The organism is Methylobacterium sp. OAE515, from assembly GCF_041806315.1.
Taxonomy (GTDB): Bacteria; Pseudomonadota; Alphaproteobacteria; order Rhizobiales; family Beijerinckiaceae; genus Methylobacterium; species Methylobacterium tardum.
Map to the genome: position 1 here is coordinate 4,974,931 of NZ_JBGMUV010000001.1, position 18,741 is coordinate 4,993,671.

The 18,741-nt window shown below is 69.8% G+C and carries 18 protein-coding genes and 1 riboswitch; of the genes, 11 read left to right on the forward strand and 7 right to left on the reverse strand.

What is annotated here, in order from left to right; translation table 11 throughout:
• Nucleotides 1–201 precede the first annotated feature (201 nt).
• Nucleotides 202–1,662: a PepSY domain-containing protein gene (locus ABIE45_RS24310; RefSeq protein WP_192708882.1), complete on the reverse strand. Its 1,461-nt coding sequence runs from the start codon at nucleotides 1,660–1,662 to the stop codon at nucleotides 202–204.
• Complete coding sequence (locus tag ABIE45_RS24315) at nucleotides 1,656–3,842, reverse strand: TonB-dependent siderophore receptor (RefSeq protein WP_192708883.1); 2,187 nt, start codon at nucleotides 3,840–3,842, stop codon at nucleotides 1,656–1,658. Before ABIE45_RS24315 ends, ABIE45_RS24310 begins: the two co-directional genes overlap by 7 nt.
• Before the next feature lie 276 nt (nucleotides 3,843–4,118).
• Nucleotides 4,119–4,315, reverse strand: a riboswitch (cobalamin riboswitch).
• A gap of 382 nt (nucleotides 4,316–4,697) precedes the next feature.
• Between ABIE45_RS24315 and ABIE45_RS24320 the strand changes: the two genes are divergently transcribed.
• Both ABIE45_RS24320 and ABIE45_RS24325 read left to right on the forward strand, forming a co-directional pair.
• Nucleotides 4,698–5,072 (forward strand): HigA family addiction module antitoxin, encoded by a 375-nt coding sequence (locus tag ABIE45_RS24320; protein WP_192708884.1) that lies wholly within the window; start codon nucleotides 4,698–4,700, stop codon nucleotides 5,070–5,072.
• Between the two features lie 225 nt (nucleotides 5,073–5,297).
• Entirely contained in the window at nucleotides 5,298–6,671 is a 1,374-nt protein-coding gene (locus ABIE45_RS24325) for an RluA family pseudouridine synthase (RefSeq protein ID WP_192708885.1), read from the forward strand.
• On the opposite strand, the gene ABIE45_RS24330 is transcribed toward ABIE45_RS24325, so the two are convergent.
• Entirely contained in the window at nucleotides 6,638–7,351 is a 714-nt protein-coding gene (locus tag ABIE45_RS24330) for an alpha/beta fold hydrolase (RefSeq protein ID WP_192708886.1), read from the reverse strand. The genes ABIE45_RS24325 and ABIE45_RS24330 overlap by 34 nt on opposite strands.
• A gap of 201 nt (nucleotides 7,352–7,552) precedes the next feature.
• On the opposite strand from ABIE45_RS24330, the gene ABIE45_RS24335 reads away from it, so the two are divergent.
• The 4 genes from ABIE45_RS24335 (at nucleotide 7,553) to ABIE45_RS24350 (ending at nucleotide 9,967) form a co-directional block, all read left to right on the forward strand.
• Entirely contained in the window at nucleotides 7,553–7,930 is a 378-nt protein-coding gene (locus ABIE45_RS24335) for a hypothetical protein (RefSeq protein ID WP_192708887.1), read from the forward strand.
• A gap of 52 nt (nucleotides 7,931–7,982) precedes the next feature.
• Nucleotides 7,983–8,648 (forward strand): HAD-IA family hydrolase, encoded by a 666-nt coding sequence (locus ABIE45_RS24340; protein ID WP_192708888.1) that lies wholly within the window; start codon nucleotides 7,983–7,985, stop codon nucleotides 8,646–8,648.
• Between the two features lie 66 nt (nucleotides 8,649–8,714).
• The gene (locus tag ABIE45_RS24345; protein WP_192709066.1) at nucleotides 8,715–9,506 is read left to right on the forward strand and encodes an ATP12 family protein; all 792 of its coding nucleotides are present in this window, start codon (nucleotides 8,715–8,717) and stop codon (nucleotides 9,504–9,506) included.
• A 251-nt stretch (nucleotides 9,507–9,757) separates the two neighbouring features.
• Nucleotides 9,758–9,967: a hypothetical protein gene (locus tag ABIE45_RS24350; RefSeq protein ID WP_192709083.1), complete on the forward strand. Its 210-nt coding sequence runs from the start codon at nucleotides 9,758–9,760 to the stop codon at nucleotides 9,965–9,967.
• A gap of 14 nt (nucleotides 9,968–9,981) precedes the next feature.
• Here ABIE45_RS24350 and ABIE45_RS24355 read toward each other — a convergent pair whose 3' ends face one another.
• Nucleotides 9,982–10,473 (reverse strand): glutathione peroxidase, encoded by a 492-nt coding sequence (locus ABIE45_RS24355; RefSeq protein ID WP_192708889.1) that lies wholly within the window; start codon nucleotides 10,471–10,473, stop codon nucleotides 9,982–9,984.
• A 245-nt stretch (nucleotides 10,474–10,718) separates the two neighbouring features.
• On the opposite strand from ABIE45_RS24355, the gene ABIE45_RS24360 reads away from it, so the two are divergent.
• Nucleotides 10,719–10,988, forward strand: coding sequence for a hypothetical protein (locus tag ABIE45_RS24360; RefSeq protein ID WP_192708890.1), 270 nt, complete (start codon nucleotides 10,719–10,721; stop codon nucleotides 10,986–10,988).
• 111 nt (nucleotides 10,989–11,099) lie between these two features.
• On the opposite strand, the gene ABIE45_RS24365 is transcribed toward ABIE45_RS24360, so the two are convergent.
• Entirely contained in the window at nucleotides 11,100–11,633 is a 534-nt protein-coding gene (locus tag ABIE45_RS24365) for a hypothetical protein (RefSeq protein WP_192708891.1), read from the reverse strand.
• A 135-nt stretch (nucleotides 11,634–11,768) separates the two neighbouring features.
• Between ABIE45_RS24365 and ABIE45_RS24370 the strand changes: the two genes are divergently transcribed.
• Nucleotides 11,769–13,157: an aminotransferase gene (locus tag ABIE45_RS24370; RefSeq protein ID WP_192708892.1), complete on the forward strand. Its 1,389-nt coding sequence runs from the start codon at nucleotides 11,769–11,771 to the stop codon at nucleotides 13,155–13,157.
• A 207-nt stretch (nucleotides 13,158–13,364) separates the two neighbouring features.
• On the opposite strand, the gene ABIE45_RS24375 is transcribed toward ABIE45_RS24370, so the two are convergent.
• Nucleotides 13,365–14,687: an HlyC/CorC family transporter gene (locus tag ABIE45_RS24375; RefSeq protein WP_192708893.1), complete on the reverse strand. Its 1,323-nt coding sequence runs from the start codon at nucleotides 14,685–14,687 to the stop codon at nucleotides 13,365–13,367.
• Nucleotides 14,688–14,748: 61 nt separating this feature from the next.
• Nucleotides 14,749–16,335, reverse strand: a complete 1,587-nt coding sequence (locus ABIE45_RS24380) for a hypothetical protein (RefSeq protein WP_373622603.1) — start codon at nucleotides 16,333–16,335, stop codon at nucleotides 14,749–14,751.
• Between the two features lie 194 nt (nucleotides 16,336–16,529).
• Here ABIE45_RS24380 and ABIE45_RS24385 point away from each other — a divergent pair, with 194 nt between their 5' ends.
• From ABIE45_RS24385 to ABIE45_RS24395, 3 genes are all read left to right on the forward strand, one after another.
• Nucleotides 16,530–16,928, forward strand: coding sequence for a DUF3775 domain-containing protein (locus ABIE45_RS24385; RefSeq protein WP_192708894.1), 399 nt, complete (start codon nucleotides 16,530–16,532; stop codon nucleotides 16,926–16,928).
• Nucleotides 16,929–16,952: 24 nt separating this feature from the next.
• On the forward strand, nucleotides 16,953–18,245 hold the full coding sequence (locus ABIE45_RS24390) for a phosphatase domain-containing protein (RefSeq protein WP_192708895.1): 1,293 nt from the start codon (nucleotides 16,953–16,955) through the stop codon (nucleotides 18,243–18,245).
• A 190-nt stretch (nucleotides 18,246–18,435) separates the two neighbouring features.
• Nucleotides 18,436–18,693 carry a hypothetical protein gene (locus ABIE45_RS24395; RefSeq protein WP_192708896.1) on the forward strand — a complete coding sequence of 86 codons (258 nt, stop codon included), beginning with the start codon at nucleotides 18,436–18,438 and terminating at the stop codon, nucleotides 18,691–18,693.
• Nucleotides 18,694–18,741: the final 48 nt, after the last annotated feature.

The window sequence follows — 18,741 nt, forward strand, 5'->3', positions numbered from 1 at the left end:
GCTCGATCGCCGATGTGAGAGACGACCTGTCCGCTTACGGACCGGCAGCCGATGGCAGGATCCCACCCTGAGCCAACGTTGCCGGCCCACCGACGAACGGCCGCTTTGGGGAAGCGCGGACCGTGGTCTCAGCGGCTGTGTTGTGTCGGAATCTGCCGCCGTGCCGACCTCAACCGCTCGACGGAACACGCGGAACGACGCTCAGGCCGACAGCGTCCGCCGCAGCCTGCGCCAGCCCGACACGACCCCCGTGATCGCGATGCCGCCCGCCAGCAGATTCAGGACCCACTGCGCCGCATCGTGCAGGGGCCGGTTACCGGTGAGGCCCGGCAGGTCGAGCCGATGCGGGGCGTCGAACAGCCAGCGGTTGATCCGGCCGGAGCGGTCGAGGCGCTGGAGGATCGTGCCGTCCCGGGGATCGACGTGAAGCCAGGTCGCGGCCGCGTCGCCGAAGCGCAGGCGCAGCACCGGGAGTGGCCGTGGATCGGTGCCATGGAGGTACCAATAGGCGTCGTAGGCCGTCAGTTGGCGCATCGACCGCAGCCGGCCATCCGCGAAGCCCTCCACGGCTGCAGCCGCGATGGTGTCGGCGTCGAGCGCCGACGCACCATCCGCCCTGACCGCGCGGCCATTGCCCGTCGCTTCGGCGATGACCCACCAGGCTCCTCCGATGGCGGCAAACCGCAGGGCGCGCGTCTCCGGCGCAGCGGAGGCGCGAAGGCGCGGCGGGTCGAGCCCGAGCGCCGGCGGAGTTCCGGCATAGGCGGCGCGCAGGTCCGCGGGCGGGCTGGACGCCGCAAACCAGCGGTTCGGATTCATCGAGATCCAGCCGCTGAGGATGAAGGTGCTCAGCCCGAGCCCGCCCGCGAGGCCGAGCAGGTGATGCCATCGCGCGAGCCCGCGATAGGGCGTCACCGCGCCGCCCGCATAGCGTCGACGAAGGCGCAGGCGCCAGATCCCGATCGCGAACCCGCTCACCGCCCCAAGGGCGGCGAAGCCCGACAGCCACAGCAGGAATGTCCGCCACAGCTCCGCGCGGGCGCGCAGCGGCGTCAGGTAGATCCAGTGCACCACTGAACCCACCCAGTTCCAAGCACGCTCGGACCGGGTCGTGTCGAGGGCGATGGCGCCGGTGACTTCCGAGACGTAGAGCTCGGTCCCGGCAGCGTCGCCCAGGGCGACCTTGAGGAAGGGCCGCAGCGGGTCGTACCGCGCGGTGACGGTCCACTGGTCGCGCTCGACCGGCGTGACGCGGGCGTTCGGGGATCCCGAGGCCGCGAGCTGCAGGGCCGCTTCGGGCGTCACGGGCCCGAGCCGCTCACCTGTCCGCGCCGAGACCGTTGCCCGGCCGCCGTCGCGGCCGGCGATGCGGTAGACGGGCTCGGCGCCCCGCATTTCCAGGTCGAAGGCGGCCGGGACGCCCGAGAGGCCGCCGGCGCGGAGCGCCTCGTCCGGCGCGACCGCGACGTGGTCCCAGACGAGCGGCGCAAGCCGCGCCAGACGCTCGGCCTCGGTGAGCGTCGGGAACGGCACGTAGAGCATCACCAGCCCGGAGCCGACCCATGCGGCGAAAAGCAGCCCCATGACGATCCCGGACCAGCGATGGAACAGCAGCAGGAAGCGCCGGGCCGCCTTCCCGATCCGCCGTGACAGCCTCACCACGTCACCGTGTAGGCGACCTCGACCGAGCGCGGCCGCCCGAGCAGCCAGTTGGTGCCGGCCCCGTTCACGGCGTTGCCGCTGATCGCGTAGACCTTGTCGAACAGGTTGTAGACCCGCAGGGACAAGCGGGATTCCGCGGTGACCTGATGGTCGAGGACAAGGTTGACGAGGTTGTAGGCCGGCCGCCGCGCCGTGTTGCCGAAGTCGCTGTAGACCTGGCCCACATTCTGCAGCCCGATCCGGGCGGTCCAGTCGCGCGCAACGTCCCAGGTCAGCCAGAGGTTGGCCACGCGTTCGGGCACATCGATCGGCTGGTTGCCGGCATACGAGATTGTGGCACCGTTCACCGATTGATCGAACTTGTCATACTGCGCGTGCAGGAGCGCGAGGTTGCCGTCGAGCCGCCAGCCCGGCGCAAAATGCCAGCCCAGCGCCAGCTCGAACCCGTGCGACGATTGCTGGCCGACCTGCGTCGAGAGGGTCGGCTGCCCTGGCACGGCCGAGATCAGGTTGTCCTTGACGATGCGGTAGCCGGCGACGGTCCATTCCAGCGCGCCGTCGAAGGCGAGCCCCTTGGCGCCGACCTCGACCTGCGTGCCGGTGGCGAGCTGGAACCCCGCGAGCGACTGCGACAGGGTGATCAGGCTGTTCACCGGGTCGGTGGCGAAGCTGTACTGGGCGTAGAGCGCGCTGTCCGGCGTCGGATTGTAGACGAGGCCGAACCGGTAGCCCAGCGCCCGGTAGGTCTTCTCGAACCGCGAGCCCGTCTGCAGATCCTCCCGGTGCAGCGTCGGCACGTCGAGGCGCACGCCCGTGAGGAACGACAGCTTCTCCGACAGGATTACCCGGTCCTCGGCGAAGACCGAGGCCTGGCTCGTCTGCGTGGCGTAGGCCGGACGCGCCTGGCCGTTCTGCGGGAAGAAGCCCGGATCGTAGCCAGTGAGCGGTACGCTGGTTGTCGGAGCGTCGAAATAGAAGTTGTTGGTGTGCCGGAAGTCGATGTGGTTCACGTCGAACCCGGCGACGAACTGGTTGGCGAAACCGAAGAGGCTGCCCCGGAACGTCGCGTCGAGCCGGTCTCCGACCTGCTCCTGGCTGTGGTAGATCTCGAGATAGTCGCCCCGGTCCACCAGCCCAGTGCCGCGATTGTAGGAATACTGCTCGACGTCGAGCCAGTGGCGCCGGCTGGTGAGCCGGTAGGCGGTGTTGCGCACCATGATGTCGGCCGAGGGCGACCACTCGGTCTTGAGCTGGGTCCAGTTGTCGGCCCAGGTGATCTTCGCGTCGCGGACGTTGTAGTTGTTGAACCGGATCAGGTCCGGGATCCGTCCCTCGATTAGCGGCGTGCCCCAATAGCGGGCGGGCTCCTGGTAGCCGAGGTCGTGGCTCAGCGTGAACGCCAGGTCCGGGCTCGGCTGGAACAGCAGGGCGGCCGAGACCGCGAGGTTGCGGAAATCGCCCTCGGGGCGGATCCAGCCGTCGGCGCGGTTGCCGCTGACGTTGAGGCGGTACGCGAAGGTGTCGCCGAACTCCGCTTGGCCAAGTGCGCCGCCGGAATCGAGGGCGAGGCGCGCGACGCCGTCGGTGCCCACCACCGCGCGCGCGGCGTTGATCGGCACGAAGACCGGCTTCTTGGGCACCACGTTGATGACGCCGCCGATGGCGCCGTCGCCGTAGAGCACCGAGGACGGCCCGCGCAGCACCTCGATCCGCTCGACGTTCCAGGTATCGAACGGGAAGGTTACGGTGTTGGCGCCCACGTAGAAGCGCGTGCCGTCGTAGAGCTGCTGGATCGAGTTCGGGCCGGCGAAGCCGCGGGACGTGAACGCGCCGTTGCCGTTGCCGGGGGCGGCGATCGTGGTGATGCCGGTGGCGTCCTGGGTCACGGCCTCGGCAATCGTGTCCTGGCCGCGCAGCCGCGCGGTCTCGCCCGACACGATGTCGAGGCTGGCCGGCGTCTCCAGGGGCGTCAGGCCGATCCGGCTCGCGGTCCGGTCACGGGTGCGCAGGTTGAGGCTGTTCGGGACGGCACGGTCCGAGCCGCCACCATCCCCCTCAACCGAGAGCTGCTCGAGGGTGACGGTTTCCTGCGCGGCGGCCGGGCTCGCGAAGAGCGCGAGGAGCACGCCGCAGAGCGGTGCGGGCCCGCCCGATCTGGTGCGATTGTTCGTAGGTGACATGGCAGAGGAGGTCCGTGCGCGGCGCGGGCCAGCCGGCTCGTCCTACAAGCAGTGTAATAACATTACAATTGCTCGGAATCATCGGAAGCTCGGTGGGCGCAGACGCGCAGGTGCGTGCGGCTACCCCAAAGGCGATCGATACGGTCAGGACGGGCATCGGGAGCGGTGTCGCGGGCGCGCTTGCTGTGGCACGTCACCGCGAACGAGGTCTCGCCGACCGCGCGGATGCACGGGCGTCTCGACACCCGCCAGGACAACCCCGCCCAGCGCGTTTCGCGTGTGACCACGGCTGACGGCAGGTCTCCTGGCTCGCGGGTCGCCGCCCTCGCACCGTCTTCCCGGGTCAGTGACCCAGTGACGTGGTGGTGAAGGGCTCGCCGCTTACAGTTGCGGGGACAGCCGCGGCCTCGGGGCGAGCCCCTCACCGCGTTCCCTTTTGATCCCCGAAGGGAACCGTCGCCGATAAGCTTGGCCTTACGGTTCATCCGCGTCAAGCCGAACGAGGTGGCGGCGTGGGCCGAGGACCCCGTCGGTTCTCATGGGGGCAGATCAGACGGCGATGGCGGGCTTCGTGCCCACAGCGCGCGAGGGTGAAGAGGCGCGTACTGATAGTAAATTTCTGTTTATAATGATATAGGCTCTCAATAATAAGCAATACATCGAGTATTTTTTCATATTAAACCAGAAAGGAAGACGTTCGATCCCGTAGGATGCTCTTGGAACTTTTTACGTGCTGCTGCGTACTGAACGCGTGTCGTGCCGATGGAAGGATCGGGATTATCCGAACACAGGTCTCGGATCAGAGCGGGTCGGTAGCGCTTTCGAACGGGGACCAGTAAAGGAGGGCCGATAGAGATGAGCTACAGATTGGAAAATCCCGGCCACCCGGGTGGATATGTGCGGCGGAATATCGTCGAGCCGCGCAACTTGACCGTCATGGACGCAGCCGGATTGCTCGATGTGCCGCGTCAAACGCTGTTCGATTTCCTCAATGAGGAGGCCGCGCTGTCTCCGGAACTGGCTCTGCGGATCGAGATGGTGTTCGGGGTCGAAATGGAGACCTTGATGGAGATGCAGACCCAGTTCGACATCGCCGACGTGCGCAAGCGCTGTCAGAACCTCCGGAGCGAACTCGCCGCCAAGGCAAGATCCCACTTGGCTGCATCGGAGGCTCAGGAAACGAGCGCTCCGCCCCCGACGATCATCCGACGTGGGCACGTGTTCGGCTGAGGTTCGTCCGAACCCACGGCGCATAGACGCCGCAAGAAGCGGCGCGTTTTCGGCGCGGACGGACGAGACCGGTTTATTCACGCCGCTCCCGTCCCTCTCTCCGCCTTTGCCGCTGCGCCGGGGCGGTGCTACAGCCGGGCAACCCCGTCGGTCCCGACGTCCGCGACGCCGCGGCCTATGCGCCCGGACGTCCCGTCCGAGGCGGTGACGGGTGCCGGCGGAATCATGAACACACGACCTCCCAGAAGCGGCGGCCCGAAGGGGCGTAAGCCACAGGCCGGCAAGGTCCAATCGAACGGCCGTGCCCGCACCGGCCCGCGCACCAGCGCCCGCGACGCTGCCGAGCGCGCCGCCCGCAACCGCGGCGACGATGCCGGCGCGCGCGATCCCTGGGGCGGTGCGGCACCCGCCGCGCCGGCCCGGGCGCCAAAACCCCGTGCCGCCGCGGACGGTGCGCTGGCACGCCACACGGCGCCGGCCGGGCGCGGTGCACCGGGCGCCAAGCCCGGACCGAGACCTGCGCCGAAGCGGCACGAAGGACCCGCTCCCGCCCCCGGCCCGACCCGGCGCGAGCAGCGCGCCGCCGCTTCCGCGACCCTCGCCTCCGGGGTGCAGACCCTGATGGTCGAGCCGGACGAAGCCGGCATGCGCATCGACCGGTTTCTCACCGCTCGCTTCCCGCTCCTCCCCTTCACTCGGGTTCAGAGCATCGTCCGCAAGGGCGAATTGCGGGTCGACGGCAAGCGCGCCAAGCCCAACGACCGGCTGGAGCCAGGCATGAGCGTGCGCGTGCCGCCGCTGCGCCTCGATCAGCCCTCCGAGCGCCCGCGCAACGCCGCCCGCGAGCAGGACGACGCCGAATTCATCCGGTCGCTGATCCTCTACGAGGACGCTGACATGATGATCCTCAACAAGCCCTTCGGCCTAGCGGTCCAGGGCGGATCCGGCACGGTCCGCCACGTCGATGGCCTGCTCGCCGCGCTGACCGGCCCGGACGGGCAGAAGCCCCGCCTCGTCCATCGGCTCGACAAGGACACGGCCGGCTGCCTGATCATCGCCAAGACCCGGCTCGCCGCCGCGACGCTGGCCAAGAGCTTCCGCTCCCGGGCGGCGCGGAAGATCTACTGGGCGCTCACCGCCGGCGTGCCGCGGGTACGGCAGGGCCGCGTCTCGACCTATCTCGCCAAGGAAGAGCCCACCGATGCCGATGCGCGCATGCGCGTCGCCAAGCACGGGGATGAGGGCGCGAGCCACGCCCTGACCTACTACGCGATGGTCGATCAGGCCGCTCAGAAGCTGTCCTGGCTGTCGTTCAAGCCGGTCACCGGCCGCACGCACCAGCTGCGCGCCCACGCGGCCCATATCGGCCACCCGATCGTCGGGGACCCGAAATACTTTTCCGTGGAGAACTGGGAGCTGCCGGGCGGCATCCAGAACCGGCTCCACCTGCTCGCCCGCCGGATCGTGATCCCGCACCCGCGGACCGGCAAGCCCGTGGACGTGAGCGCGCCGCTGCCGCCCCACATGGCCCAGAGCTGGAACCTCCTCGGCTTCGACGCCACCCGCTACGACCCGATCGTCGAGGCGCCGGAGGCCTGAGCCAGGAGCCACGGCACGATCGCGGCGGAGAGGGCGTCGGGCGCTTCAAGCGGCAGCATGTGCCCCGACCCGTCGATCACCGTCAGGGTCGCGCCGGGGATCCCGTCCCGAAGCTCCCGCGCCTCGTCGAGGCCGCGCAGTGCGTCCTGAGCCGCCGCCACGACCAGGGTCGGGCAGCGGATCGCGCCGAGCCGGTCGAGATCGCTCGCGCGGGCCTGGCCGGCCTGACGGAGGAAGACCGGGCCGCCGAGCCGGTCGCCCATCCGCCGGATACGGCCGGTGAGGTCGGCGTCGCCCGCCCGCTCGGGATGTACCGACTGGAAGATCGCCCCACGACTGAGGCCGGCGAAGCCCTGCTCGCGGACATGTGCGACGGCGATCGCCTTCCGCGCCGCCTGGGCGCGGGTATCGGCCCGGGCCGAAGTGGCGATCAGGACCAGCGCCTGCACCCGCTCTGGCGCAAGGCGGGCGATCTCGCGGGCCACGTAGCCGCCCATGGAGAAGCCGACCAGGGCGAAGCGTTCGGGCGCCTCCGCTGCCACCCGGAACGCCATGTCGTCGATCGCGGCGTCACGGCTCAGATCGGCGTGGTGGATCGCGCCGACCCGCGCGAGCTGAACCTCCAAGTCGGTCCAGAGGTCGGAATCGGTCATGAAGCCGGGAAGCAGAACGAGGTTCATCGCCGGATCGCGACCCCTGCCGCTGGAGAGCCATTGCGCGCCTGATCGACCGCGCTACGCTGCCGCCGGTAAAGTTCGCGCCATCTTCCGAAAGTCTCGCGCCGCGCATGCCTTGGCAACCGGTCGCCCCACCTCATATGCTTCGCCATGCCCCGCCGATCCGTCGCGGGGCCGGTTCCCCGCGGTTCGAGACCCTGACGCATGAAGCTCGCGATGCTGGCCTGCCTCGCCGCCCTGTGCCTCACCGGGCCGATCGCGCACGCCGCGCCGGGCGAGCAGGCCAGACCCGCCCTCCCGGCGACCGCCCCTCGCCCGGCCGATGCGGCGGCCCCGCATCCGGCCACGGGTTCCGGAGAGGCCGCGGCGCAGGCCAGCCCGCGCCCGGCCTCCGCCGGCCGGGCCGAGCGTCGGCGTCGCTCCTACGCGGCTTGCAACCGCGCCTCGCACCAGCGCGGCCTGCGCGGCGGCAAGCGTCGGCGATTCCTGATCCGGTGCCGGCTCGGCTACGAGCGCACGCGCGCTCAGGCGGTGCAGCCCGCCCCGGCCGGCCAGCCGGTGCAGCCGGCCCGCAAGCCGTGAGCGCGGGTGATCCGCGCGCGGCCTCTGGGCGACCGCGAATCCCCGGCGGCCGATGAGGCTCGTGGTCTTCGACGTCGACGGCACCCTCGTCGACAGCCAGCACCTGATCGTGGCGGCCCAGGGCCTTGCCTTTGCGGAGAACGGCCTGCCGGCCCCCGGCCGGCAGGAGGCTCTGTCGGTGGTCGGCCTCTCGTTGCCGCAGGCGTTCCGGCGCCTCGTCGGCGAGGACGGACCGGTCGCCGCGCTTTCGGAGAGCTACAAGCAGGCCTACAACCGGCTGCGGATCGACCCCGCCTACGAGGAACCGCTGTTTCCCGGGATGGCCGAGCTGCTCGCCACGCTGAATGCCCGCGACGACGTGCTCCTCGGCCTCGCCACCGGCAAGTCGCGGCGCGGCGTCGAACGGCTGATCGCGCATCATGGCTGGAACGACTGGTTCGTGACGACGCAGAGCGCCGACGATGCGCCGTCCAAGCCCGATCCGGCCATGCTGCGGCAAGCCATGAGCGAGGCCGGCTGCGAGCCGGCGGCGACCGTGATGGTCGGCGACACCACTTTCGACATCGCCATGGGTGTGGCGGCCGGCGCCGCCACCGTGGGGGTGGCCTGGGGCTATCACCCGCCCGAAGCGCTCTATGGAGCCGGCGCCGTCACGGTGGTGCCGAGTGCTGGCGCGCTGGAGGCGCAACTCCTCGACGGTGCGGATACGATCCGCTGAGACTGCAAGGCTCGCGAGCACACGCGAAGGCTCGCGCGCGAGGCCGGGAACGCCTATCTCGTGTCCATGAGCGATGAGACGACGGACTGGCTCGGCGGACCGGGCGAGAATGAGCGACCGGATCCGGTGCGGGCAGCCCGCGGCCATGCCAAGCCCGCCCTGCCCCGGCGCTTCTACACCGAAACCGGCTTCTCCGAGGAGGCGGGCGGGTTGCGCCTGACCCTGGACGGGCGTCCGGCGAACACGCCGGCCCGCAATCCGCTGCGCCTGCCCAACCGGGTGCTGGCCGAAAAGGTCGCGGCCGAATGGGCGGCGCAGGACACGCAGATCGATCCGGCGCGGATGCCGCTCACGCGGCTCGCGAACACGGCCATCGACGGCGTCGCACCCCGGCACGCGGCCGTGGTCGACGATCTCTGCGCCTATGCGGGCACCGACCTCGTGGCCTATCGCGCCGGCGATCCGGAGCGGCTCGTGGCCGCGCAGGGGGCGGCCTGGGACCCGATCCTCGCCTGGGCCCGGGACGAACTCGGCGTGCAGGTGATCCTGAGCGAGGGCATCCGGCACGTGGAGCAGCCGCCCGCCACCGTGCGGGCGCTCTCCGACGCCGTGGCGGCCGTGACCGATCCGTTCCAGCTCGCGGGCCTGCACACCCTGACGACCCTCAGCGGATCCCTGCTGATCGCGCTGGCCGTTCTGCGCGGTCATCTGACCCCGGCGGAGGCCTGGGCGGCCGCCCATGTCGACGAGACCTATCAGGCGGAGGTCTGGGGCCGGGATGCCGAGGCCGAGGCGCGTCTGGAGGCCCGCCGCTCGGAATTCGAGGCTGCGGCCGACTTCGTCGGTGCCCGTCGCTGACGAGGTCACAAGGCCTGGGTCGTTTGCGCAGATGCAATTGCGCAACAATCCCGAACTCGCGGTGGGCGGCCTCCGCTGCTGGCTGACTCTGCACGAAGACTGAATTAGGGTCTGAACCTGTTGTGTTCAGGTCGCCCATGCGCAGAGATCAGTCCGTTAAATGCAGATTCGAAGGTGAGCTGGCGGCGCTTATTGCGCCTCTGCGGACGTGTGGCGACGAGCGTGCCCGCCATGCGCTGTTCGACGCGCTCATGGACCTCGAAGGTCGGGCGCGGACGGAGGGTGCCTCGGACCTGACCTTGCGCAAAATCGCGGAGATCCGGTTCCTCACCGGAATCCTGCGCGAGGCCGTGCGTCCATACCGGACGGTGCCTCTGCGGACGATCCTCCGCGTACGTGAGCGCAGGAACGGCCGCACGGTCGTCCGGGCTCCGGAGGCCGCCGAGATCGAGGATTGCTGACGGGCACAGGTGTCTCATCGGGGCGCCGCAAGGGCGGCTTCGATCCGCGCCTCCAGGGCGGCAGGCTTGGTTCCCGGTGCGAAGCGGTCCAGCACCCGGCCGTCCCGGCCGACCAAGAACTTGGTGAAGTTCCACTTCACCCCGCGCGTGCCGAGCAGGCCGGGACGCGCCTTTGTGAGATGGGCGTAGAGCGGGTCGGCTCCAGGCCCGTTGACGGCAACTTTGGCGAGCACTGGGAAGGTGACGTCGTAAGTGAGCGAGCAGAAGCGTTCGATCTCGGCGGCGTTGCCCGGTTCCTGGGCGCCGAACTGGTTGCACGGAAAGCCCAGAACCGTCAGGCCGGCCTTCCTGTGGCGGCGCCAGAGAGCCTCGAGCCCCTCGTATTGCGGAGTGAAGCCGCAGCGTGAGGCGGTGTTCACGATGAGCAGCACTTGGCCGCGATGCTGCGCGAGTGGATAGGGTGTGCCATCGGCGGCGGCGACGGTGAGGTCGTGGAGTGTTGTCATGCCCGATCCCTTGGCCAAAGGGACCGCGCATGCAAGGTTCATGGCCCGGTCCGCTCCGGTGCGCCCGCAAGACCGACGAAGCGCCCTGGCTGTCTTAGCCGAGCGATGCATCAAATTTTAATGTGGATTATAGCCAATACGGTACAGCCGGCATACAAGCTCGACAATCGCGGCGACACTTATCGGCACGGCCGCGAGTGAGGGTTGGCTGCATCCCCCTGCCTAGACTTGACCGGGGTGCGTGGATGCCGCGCTTTCACTTCCACGTCCACGACGGCTATTCCGCTCTGGATATCGAGGGCACCGAACTCGCGGACTGGCAGGCCGCCCGGCTGGAGGCCATCCGCCTTGCCGGCGACATCCTGAAGCACGACGCACACCGCATTGCCCTGGGTGAGGATTGGCGCATCGAGGTGACCGACGGCGCCGGCCTGATCCTGTTCCAAATGACGTTCCTCGTGATCGAATCCCCGGCCTTGCGCAGGGAGCCGGTGCGCGGCGCTCAACCGAGCTGAGGGGCTTCGTCGCTGATCGCCGCAATCCGCCGGCTCGCCGGGTCTGGATCGCGGGCATCGGTGCGTTGCGACGGGGCGGCGTGGGAACGCAAGTCCGAACGCCCGTCGCCTTCAGGCAGGAACCTTCTGAACGTCGAAGCTTGGTCCCTGCGGAGTCATCCTGTCGTGGGATACGATGCGTTCGTCGGCACCCACTACGCCGAGGCTGACGTCCCGGTCCGGCAGGATGACGGTGGTGCTCTTGTTGATGTGCACCAGCACGTGCCGCCGCAGCGGCACCGAGGCCACGGCCCAGCGCTTGAGCTGGCCGTAATAGGGTTCGCGGCGCCAGGCGTTGGCCTGCCCGGGATCAACCTGCACGTTCATGTTGCGGGTTACGGGATCGAGGCTCAGCACCATCTTGGCGCGGTCCGGCTTCCATTCCGGCCCGAGCCAGCCCTCCGTCATCCACAGGCAGTGGAACGCCCGGCAATGGTCGGGCCGGGTGGCGTGGATCGCGCAGCCCTGGCCGGCCTTGGTATGACGGCACCATTGCCCCGCAATGCTCTCGACCGCCGGGACGTCGTAGACCTTGCAGCAGAGCGTGCAGGCGCCGCAGGTGCGGCCGGGCGCGGGCTGCGCGACGAAAGCTTCGGGATTGAGCATGGTTCGTGCGTCGCGAGAGGCAGTCGCTTCCGGCATGCGTCCGGCAACGGCCGGCCGCATGCCGGACTACCTGCACGGGCATCGGGTCGGTAGTGTGGCGGCCGCTCTCCCCTCCGCAAGAGGACCGTGCGATCCATGTTGTCGAACCTCGCAACCCGCGACGTCGAAACCCTGCTCCACCCCTACACGAACCTGTCCACCCATCGGCACACCGGCCCGCTGGTGCTGGAGCGTGGCGAAGGCGTTTACGTCTACGACACGGAGGGCCGCCCCTACATCGAGGGCATGTCCGGCCTGTGGTGCACGGCGCTCGGCTACTCGAACGCGGAGCTTGTCGAGGCGGCCCGCGCGCAGATGGCGCGGCTGCCGTTCACGCATCTCTTCTCGGGCCGCAGCCATGATCCGGGGATCGAACTCGCCGAAACCCTCAAGGAGCTGATGCCGGTCCCGACCTCGAAGATCTTCTTCACCTCCTCGGGTTCGGAGGCGAACGATACGCAGGTCAAGCTCACGTGGTACTACAATAACGCGCTGGGCCGGCCGAAGAAGAAGAAGATCATTGCCCGCCAGAAGGGCTACCATGGGGTCACGGTGGCCAGCGCCTCGATGACCGGGCTCGCGGCGAACCACGCCGACTGGGACCTGCCGCTGCCGGGCTTCCTGCACGTCGCTCCCGCGCACCATTACCGGGGCGCCGGGCCTGGTGAGAGCGAGGAGGCCTATTCGGCTCGGCTCGCCGCCGAGCTGGAGGAGACGATCCTGCGCGAGGGGCCCGAGACCGTGGCGGCGTTCATCGCCGAGCCGGTGATGGGCGCGGGCGGCGCGATCGTGCCGCCGCGGGGCTATTTCGCGGCCATCCAGGCGGTGCTCGCGAAATACGACGTCCGCCTGATCGCCGACGAGGTGATCTGCGGCTTCGGCCGGCTCGGCACGTGGTTCGGCAGCGAGGCTCTGGGCGTCCGGCCGGACTCGATCTCCTTCGCCAAGGCGCTCACCTCCGCCTACATGCCGCTCGGCGGCGTGAGCATCGACGAGCCCCTCTACGAGGCGCTCATCGCACAGAGCGAGAAGATCGGCACGTTCGGCCACGGCACGACCTATTCGGGCCATCCGGTTGCGGCCGCGGTGGCGCTGAAGGCGATCGAGATCTACCGGCGCGACCGGGTGATCGAGGGCGCCGCCGAGAAGGCGCCGCAGTTTCAGCGCCGCCTGTCGTCCCTCGCCGAGCACGCCATCGTGGGCGAGGCCAACGGCATCGGGCTGATCGGCGGCCTGGAGATCGTCGCCGACAAGGCCAGCAAGCGGCAATACGACCCGAAGGCGGGCGTCGCGTCCCGCTGCGTCGCTTTCGCGCAAGGCGAGGGGCTGATCGTGCGGGCGCTCGCCGGCGACCGTGTCGCCGTCTGCCCGCCCCTGATCATCACCCCGGACGAGATCGACGCGCTGTTCGACAGGCTGGGTCGGGCGCTGGACCGCACCCGCGACTGGATCCGCGCCGAGGGGCTGGAGGCGATGCCGGGGTAAGCGGCATCTGCCGCGCGCTTCGGAGATTAGGGAGTCCAACGCCGTCTTTCCGGGGCGCCGCAGGCGAACCCGGAATCCAGAAACACCATCGCTGCGGACCTAGGCCCGTCGGCGGCTCTGGATTCCGGGCTCTGCTTCGCGGGCTCGGAATGACGGCGTCCGGTGTGGCAATGCGCATCAAGAAGCCGGCCGCAGAGATGGCCCCAATCACATCGCGTCGCGCTGCGCCTCAGGCTGGCCCGCCGCCTGGAGCCCCGCCGGGGTCAGCGGCGTGATGCGCAAGGTCGTGATCCGGTTCTTGGCCTTCCGCAGCACCTGGAACCGGAAGCCGTGGAAGTTGAAGGCCGTGCCCTGATCGGGGATCGTGCGGGCCTCGTGGATGACGAGGCCCGCAATCGTGGTGGCCTCCTCGTCGGGCAGGTTCCAGTCCATGGCGCGGTTGAGGTCGCGGATCGGCACACCGCCGTCGACGTTCACCGAGCCATCGCCCTGCGGACGCACGCCCGAGACGGTGACGTCGTGCTCGTCGGCGATGTCGCCGACGATCTCCTCTAGGATGTCCTCCAGGGTCACGAGGCCCATCACCTCGCCGTACTCGTCGACCACCAGGGCGAAATGGGTCTTCTTGGTGAGGAAGGCCTTGAGCTGGGCGCGCAGCGACGTCGTGCCCGGCACGAACCACGTTTCGAGCGCCAGCGCCTCGACCTTGAGACCCGAGGCGTCGCCCCCGGCGGCGTCGAGCGCCCGCAGCAGGTCCTTGGCATGGAGCACGCCGACGATGTTCTCCGGCGTGCCGCGCCACAGGGGCATCCGCGTATAGGGCGAGGACAGGACCGCGCGCACGATGTCCTCGGACGGCTGGTCGGCGTCGATCGCCCGCATCTTGGTGCGGTGGACCATGACGTCGGAGACCGTCAGGTCCGACAGGTCGAGCAGGCCGCCCAGCATGTCGCGCTCGGCCTTGGCGACCCCGCCCTCGCGGTGCATCAGCGCCACCTGCCCGCGCAGCTCCTCGGCGGCCGTAAGGATCGACTGGTGCTCGCCGATGGTGACGCCGAAGGGCTTCAGCATCAGGCGCACCAGATGCTCGATCGCGATGGCGAGGGGGCCCATCAGAGCCACCGCGAAGGCCACCGGCCGGGCGGTGAGCAGCGCCGCCTTGTCGGGCTTGGAGATGGCCAGCGTCTTCGGCAGCACCTCGGCGAAGACGATGACCAGCACCGACATGCCGACGGTGGCGTAGATCACGCCGCTCTTGCCGAACAGGGCGGTGAGCACGCTGGTGGTGAAGGCCGAGGCGCCGATCGCCACGATGTTGTAGCCGATCAGCATCGCGCCGATGAACCGCTCGCGGATCGCCAGGATGCGGTTGACGATCGCGGCCCGGGGATCGCCCGCCTGTTCCAGGGCGTGCATCCGCGCCCGCGAGGCGGCCGTGAAGGCGGTCTCGGCCCCCGCGAAGAAGGCCGAGAGCAGCAGCGAGATCACCACGATGCTCGCGGCGAACCACAGGTCGATATGGGTTTCCATCGGGTCCGTCAGGGGGCGCCCTTTGTGGCGGGTCGGCCGCCCATATAGCGAGTCCCGCGGCTTATTGCGCGTCGATCCGGCGCACCGTCCACGTCGCCCAATAGACCGGGCGGCCGTAGAGGCTCGATGTGTCGCGGCCCGCGGCGGTCGGCGCCAGCCGGTCGAGCCAGGTCAGGAAACCGGCCTTGCCCGGGTAAATCGACGGCGTGTCGAGGTTGCCCTCCGCATCCGTCATCCAGAAATGCGCGCTCCGGTCGTAGCGACCGCTGCCGTCGCCGCCCGAGCGCAGCCCGAGATAGGCCGGCGAGCGACCGGCCTCCACGGGATCGGCGTACAGCTTGAGGGCACCGATCCCGTCGAGATTCATGTCGACCGTGTATTGCAGGCAGATATCGGCGACCGGGCCGCCGGGGGCATTGGCCGGGCGCTGGCAGGTATAGGCAATCGCCCAGCGCTGCATGCCCTTGCCGCGCGCCATTCGCACGAGGGTCCCGGGCGGCAGCGGACCGGCGAGCTTCCGTGCCGCGGACCAGACTTTTGGCCCCGCCAAGTCCTGGGCCGTGCGGAGGTAGAGCGCGGTGCGGCGCTTCTCGGGCGCGAGGCCGCAATCCTCAGGGAGCACGTCGGTGTAGATGTAGTGGTAGGTGCGATCGACGATGCTGATCGAGCCGGCGAGGCCGTGCGTCTCGAAGGCCGGCGCCGTGCAGGCCGAGGCCACCGACTTCCCGGTCTCGTCGATCACCGCGGCCGGGGTGGGCGGATCGCTCCGTCCGCGACCCGAGCCGGCCTCGAACGGCGTCCAGGTCAGGCCGTACCCGTCAGGGGTGCGGGTGCGGATCTCGAAGGTCTGGAAGTCGAGGGTCCGGGCCTCGATCTGCACGCGGCGCCGGACATCGGCCGGGCCCGCGCCGCCGTCGTCCGGCTCGGCCTGCCGGCGGCCGCGTCGCCGACGCCTCTCCGGCGCGTCGTTTCCCGGAGCCGCGGCACCTACCCGCTCCTGCCCGAGCAGGAAGACGTAGCTGTAGGCTTCCCCGGCCCAATCCCGGCCTGAGATGGCGATCGGATCGCGCGGGCCGATCCCCTCGGCCGAGGGCGTCGGCTCGGACCAGCCGCGGGTCTGCGCCCGCTCCTCCGGCAGATCGACCCAGAACCGGTCGGCGGAGGGCGGCAGCGTCGTCGCGAGGGCTTCCAGGTTACGGCCTGTGCGCAGCGAGCCGCCGTCGCGACTGTCGGTGGCGCGCCGCTCCGGGCAGGGCTCGTCGCGGCGGCGGGACGCGATCGGGGTCTGGCCCTGGAAGATCGCCTGCAGCGGGCCGGGTGCCTCGGACCGCCCGAGCCGCAGGATCTGGACGCCGCGGACGAACGCGCAGGGGGCCGGCGAGATCAGGACGCCCTCGGCCTCCGAGCCTTCGCGGCAGATCTCAAGGTTGCCGCCGCCGGTGATGAAGCAGCTCGGCGCGCTGCCCTCGTAGGTGGTGGGGCGGGCAGCGGCGGGCTGCGGTGAGACCGACGCGAGCGCGGTCAGGGCGCAGAGTGCGGATCCGGCTGCCAGCAGCGCGCGCGGCGCGCCGCCCCGGGACTGGACGTCGCGTGATGCGGGTTCGACGGTATCGGCAGGCGACGCTTCGGTACTCTTTGAAGAATCCACGTCTATCGCCGATGTTGACACGGGTGTCGAAGAAGTCTCGCAGCCTCTAGCGGAAGGTTGTTGAGCCGGGAAGGGGCGCGGACCACGCAGCCCGCCTTCGATGGGGAAGGCGGCGAACCCGTTGCCCCGCTCGTCCGTTGTCGCGGCTTGAGGGCCCGATCGGCCCGACCCCGTCAGCGTTCGGAGACCCACGCATGGATATCGCCGTCGAAACCGTCATCGACATCGTCATGAGGCTGCGCGCCATCGAGGTGAAGGAAGGCAACACCGATCCGGATTCGGGCTCGAACCCGATCGATGACGGAGCCACGGATGTGCTGATCTCGGGCACCGACGATGCCACGGAATCGGAGGTTCGCAGCTTCATCGCTGGGCTCGACGACGATTCCCGCGCGGAGCTGCTGGCCCTGTTCTATGTCGGGCGCGGCGACATGGAGCCTGAGGAATGGGGTGAGGCGGTGCGCTTTGCCCGGGAACGCGAGGCTGCCGGAGAGGGCACGGTGAAGACCCTGCTCGGCTCGCCGATCGCGGGTGACATGCTCGAAGAGGGTCTCGACGCGCTGGGGCTCAGCCCCGAACTGCCGCAGGCCTGAGCGGCCGTAAGGGTCGCGGATGCGATGGCCTCACGCGTGCGCAGGGGCGCCACCAAGGCGCTGCGGGTTCTCATCCGGCCGGTCCGGCGCGCGCAGGGCTATGGCGGCAAGGGCCGCGGTGGGCTCGTGGTCGAGCCCTACCGCGGCTACGGCTCGCATGACGAGATCTTCCTGATCGGCCGGGTTTTCCGGCAATCGGCCGGCATACCCGGCGAGGATCCCGAATCCCTGCGGGCCCAGTGGCGGGACCTGCGCCGCCGCATCGCCCGGCGGAAGGTGGCGGGTGCCGCCGTCACCGCTCGGTTCGGCGGTGATGCCGCCCGAGTCGAGACCGACCGCGACGGCTACTTCCGTCTGAACCTGCATCCCCGCGGCCTCCCGACCGGCGCAGGTGAGTGGCATGGGGTCGATCTCGTGCTTGAGGCGGACCCGCCGATCCCGGCCCAGGGCGCAGTGTTCATTCCGCCCACTGGCTGCCGGTACGTCGTCGTGAGCGATATCGACGACACGGTCATGCGCACCGGCGTCGCCAACAAGCTGAAGATGCTGTGGCGGCTGTTCGTCGAGGACGCCGAGAGTCGCGTGGCGTTTCCCGGAGTCGCCGCCCTCTACCGCGCATTGCATACCGGGGCCAGCGGCGACGAGGGCAACCCCATGCTCTACGTCTCCCGCGCGCCCTGGGGCCTCTACGAGATGCTGTCCGAGTTCTTCCAGCGCCACGGCATCCCGGCGGGGCCGGTGCTGTTCCTGCGGGAATGGGGACTCTCATGGATGCACCCGCTGCCGCGCCGGGCGACCGACCACAAGCAGGCGCTGATCCGGCACATGCTCGCCCTTTATCGCGACCTGCCCTTCGTGCTGATCGGCGACAGCGGCCAGCACGATCCGGAGGTCTACGCGCAGATCGTCGAGGAGAATCCGGGGCGGGTGCTGGCGGTGTATATCCGCAACGTCTCGCGCGACGCCGGCCGAATCGAGGAGATCGTCCGGCTCGCCGGAGCCGTGGCCCGGGCGGGCTCGAGCCTGGTTCTCGCGGCCGACAGCGTCGCGGTGGCCGAGCACGCGGCATCCCTCGGCCTGATCGCGCCTGAGGCCGTGGCCGGCGTCGCCGACGAGCACGCCGCCGACGCCGAGACCGGGCCGCGTCGCGAGACGGCCCGGATCATTCCGGGGCCGCCGGGCTCTGACGGTGACGCGGTCGACACGCCGATCGCACCGGAGGCGGTTGCGGATGCGTTGGCGGGCGACGGCGCCGTGCCGGCGACCGTCGTGGTCGCACCTGAGAAGCCGGCCGTCCTCCCGGGCCTCGAATCCTGACCCGGGCTGTTGTCGGCGTTGTTGTCCTCCCGGTCTCGCGCGAACAGCTCGGCGGGCTTGCGCCGAGCTTGCGCTCACGAAATGGTGCAATGCAGCATCGCGATCCGAAGGGTTCACATCCCCGTCGTGATGCCTAGGTTCGGGCGCTCGCATGCTGGTCCATGCCCGTCGCGTTCGCTGGAGCCCATTCGTGCAAACCTACACCCTCGCAATTGCCGACGGCGTCCTCTTCGCCTGCCTGCCCGACGAGGCCGACATCACGGCCGCGATCACAGACGCGACCGCCACCAATTATGGTTTCGGCCTCAGCCTCGACATCGTCCGCGGCGCGACCCTGACCAACGCCGCGCGACCCGACGACGAGGTCGTCTGGCAGGAAGGCCCTGACAGCGAGCTTCTGGACGCGCACGGCCGCCGCTATCGATACGCGGTCCGCCGCCTGAGCTGACAGAGCGCGGGCTGGTTCGGCCTTCGCATCGGATCCGGCGGCCCAGTG

Coding starts and splice junctions, on each gene's coding strand:
- ABIE45_RS24345 (WP_192709066.1), top strand. CDS start 8,715: ATGAGCGATGAGACGACGGACTGGCTCGGCGGACCGGGCGAGAATGAG.
- ABIE45_RS24325 (WP_192708885.1), top strand. CDS start 5,298: ATGAACACACGACCTCCCAGAAGCGGCGGCCCGAAGGGGCGTAAGCCA.
- ABIE45_RS24360 (WP_192708890.1), top strand. CDS start 10,719: ATGCCGCGCTTTCACTTCCACGTCCACGACGGCTATTCCGCTCTGGAT.
- ABIE45_RS24330 (WP_192708886.1), bottom strand. CDS start 7,351: ATGAACCTCGTTCTGCTTCCCGGCTTCATGACCGATTCCGACCTCTGG.
- ABIE45_RS24355 (WP_192708889.1), bottom strand. CDS start 10,473: ATGACAACACTCCACGACCTCACCGTCGCCGCCGCCGATGGCACACCC.
- ABIE45_RS24350 (WP_192709083.1), top strand. CDS start 9,758: ATGGACCTCGAAGGTCGGGCGCGGACGGAGGGTGCCTCGGACCTGACC.
- ABIE45_RS24370 (WP_192708892.1), top strand. CDS start 11,769: ATGTTGTCGAACCTCGCAACCCGCGACGTCGAAACCCTGCTCCACCCC.
- ABIE45_RS24385 (WP_192708894.1), top strand. CDS start 16,530: ATGGATATCGCCGTCGAAACCGTCATCGACATCGTCATGAGGCTGCGC.
- ABIE45_RS24390 (WP_192708895.1), top strand. CDS start 16,953: ATGGCCTCACGCGTGCGCAGGGGCGCCACCAAGGCGCTGCGGGTTCTC.
- ABIE45_RS24315 (WP_192708883.1), bottom strand. CDS start 3,842: ATGTCACCTACGAACAATCGCACCAGATCGGGCGGGCCCGCACCGCTC.
- ABIE45_RS24320 (WP_192708884.1), top strand. CDS start 4,698: ATGAGCTACAGATTGGAAAATCCCGGCCACCCGGGTGGATATGTGCGG.
- ABIE45_RS24375 (WP_192708893.1), bottom strand. CDS start 14,687: ATGGAAACCCATATCGACCTGTGGTTCGCCGCGAGCATCGTGGTGATC.
- ABIE45_RS24340 (WP_192708888.1), top strand. CDS start 7,983: ATGAGGCTCGTGGTCTTCGACGTCGACGGCACCCTCGTCGACAGCCAG.
- ABIE45_RS24365 (WP_192708891.1), bottom strand. CDS start 11,633: ATGCTCAATCCCGAAGCTTTCGTCGCGCAGCCCGCGCCCGGCCGCACC.
- ABIE45_RS24335 (WP_192708887.1), top strand. CDS start 7,553: ATGAAGCTCGCGATGCTGGCCTGCCTCGCCGCCCTGTGCCTCACCGGG.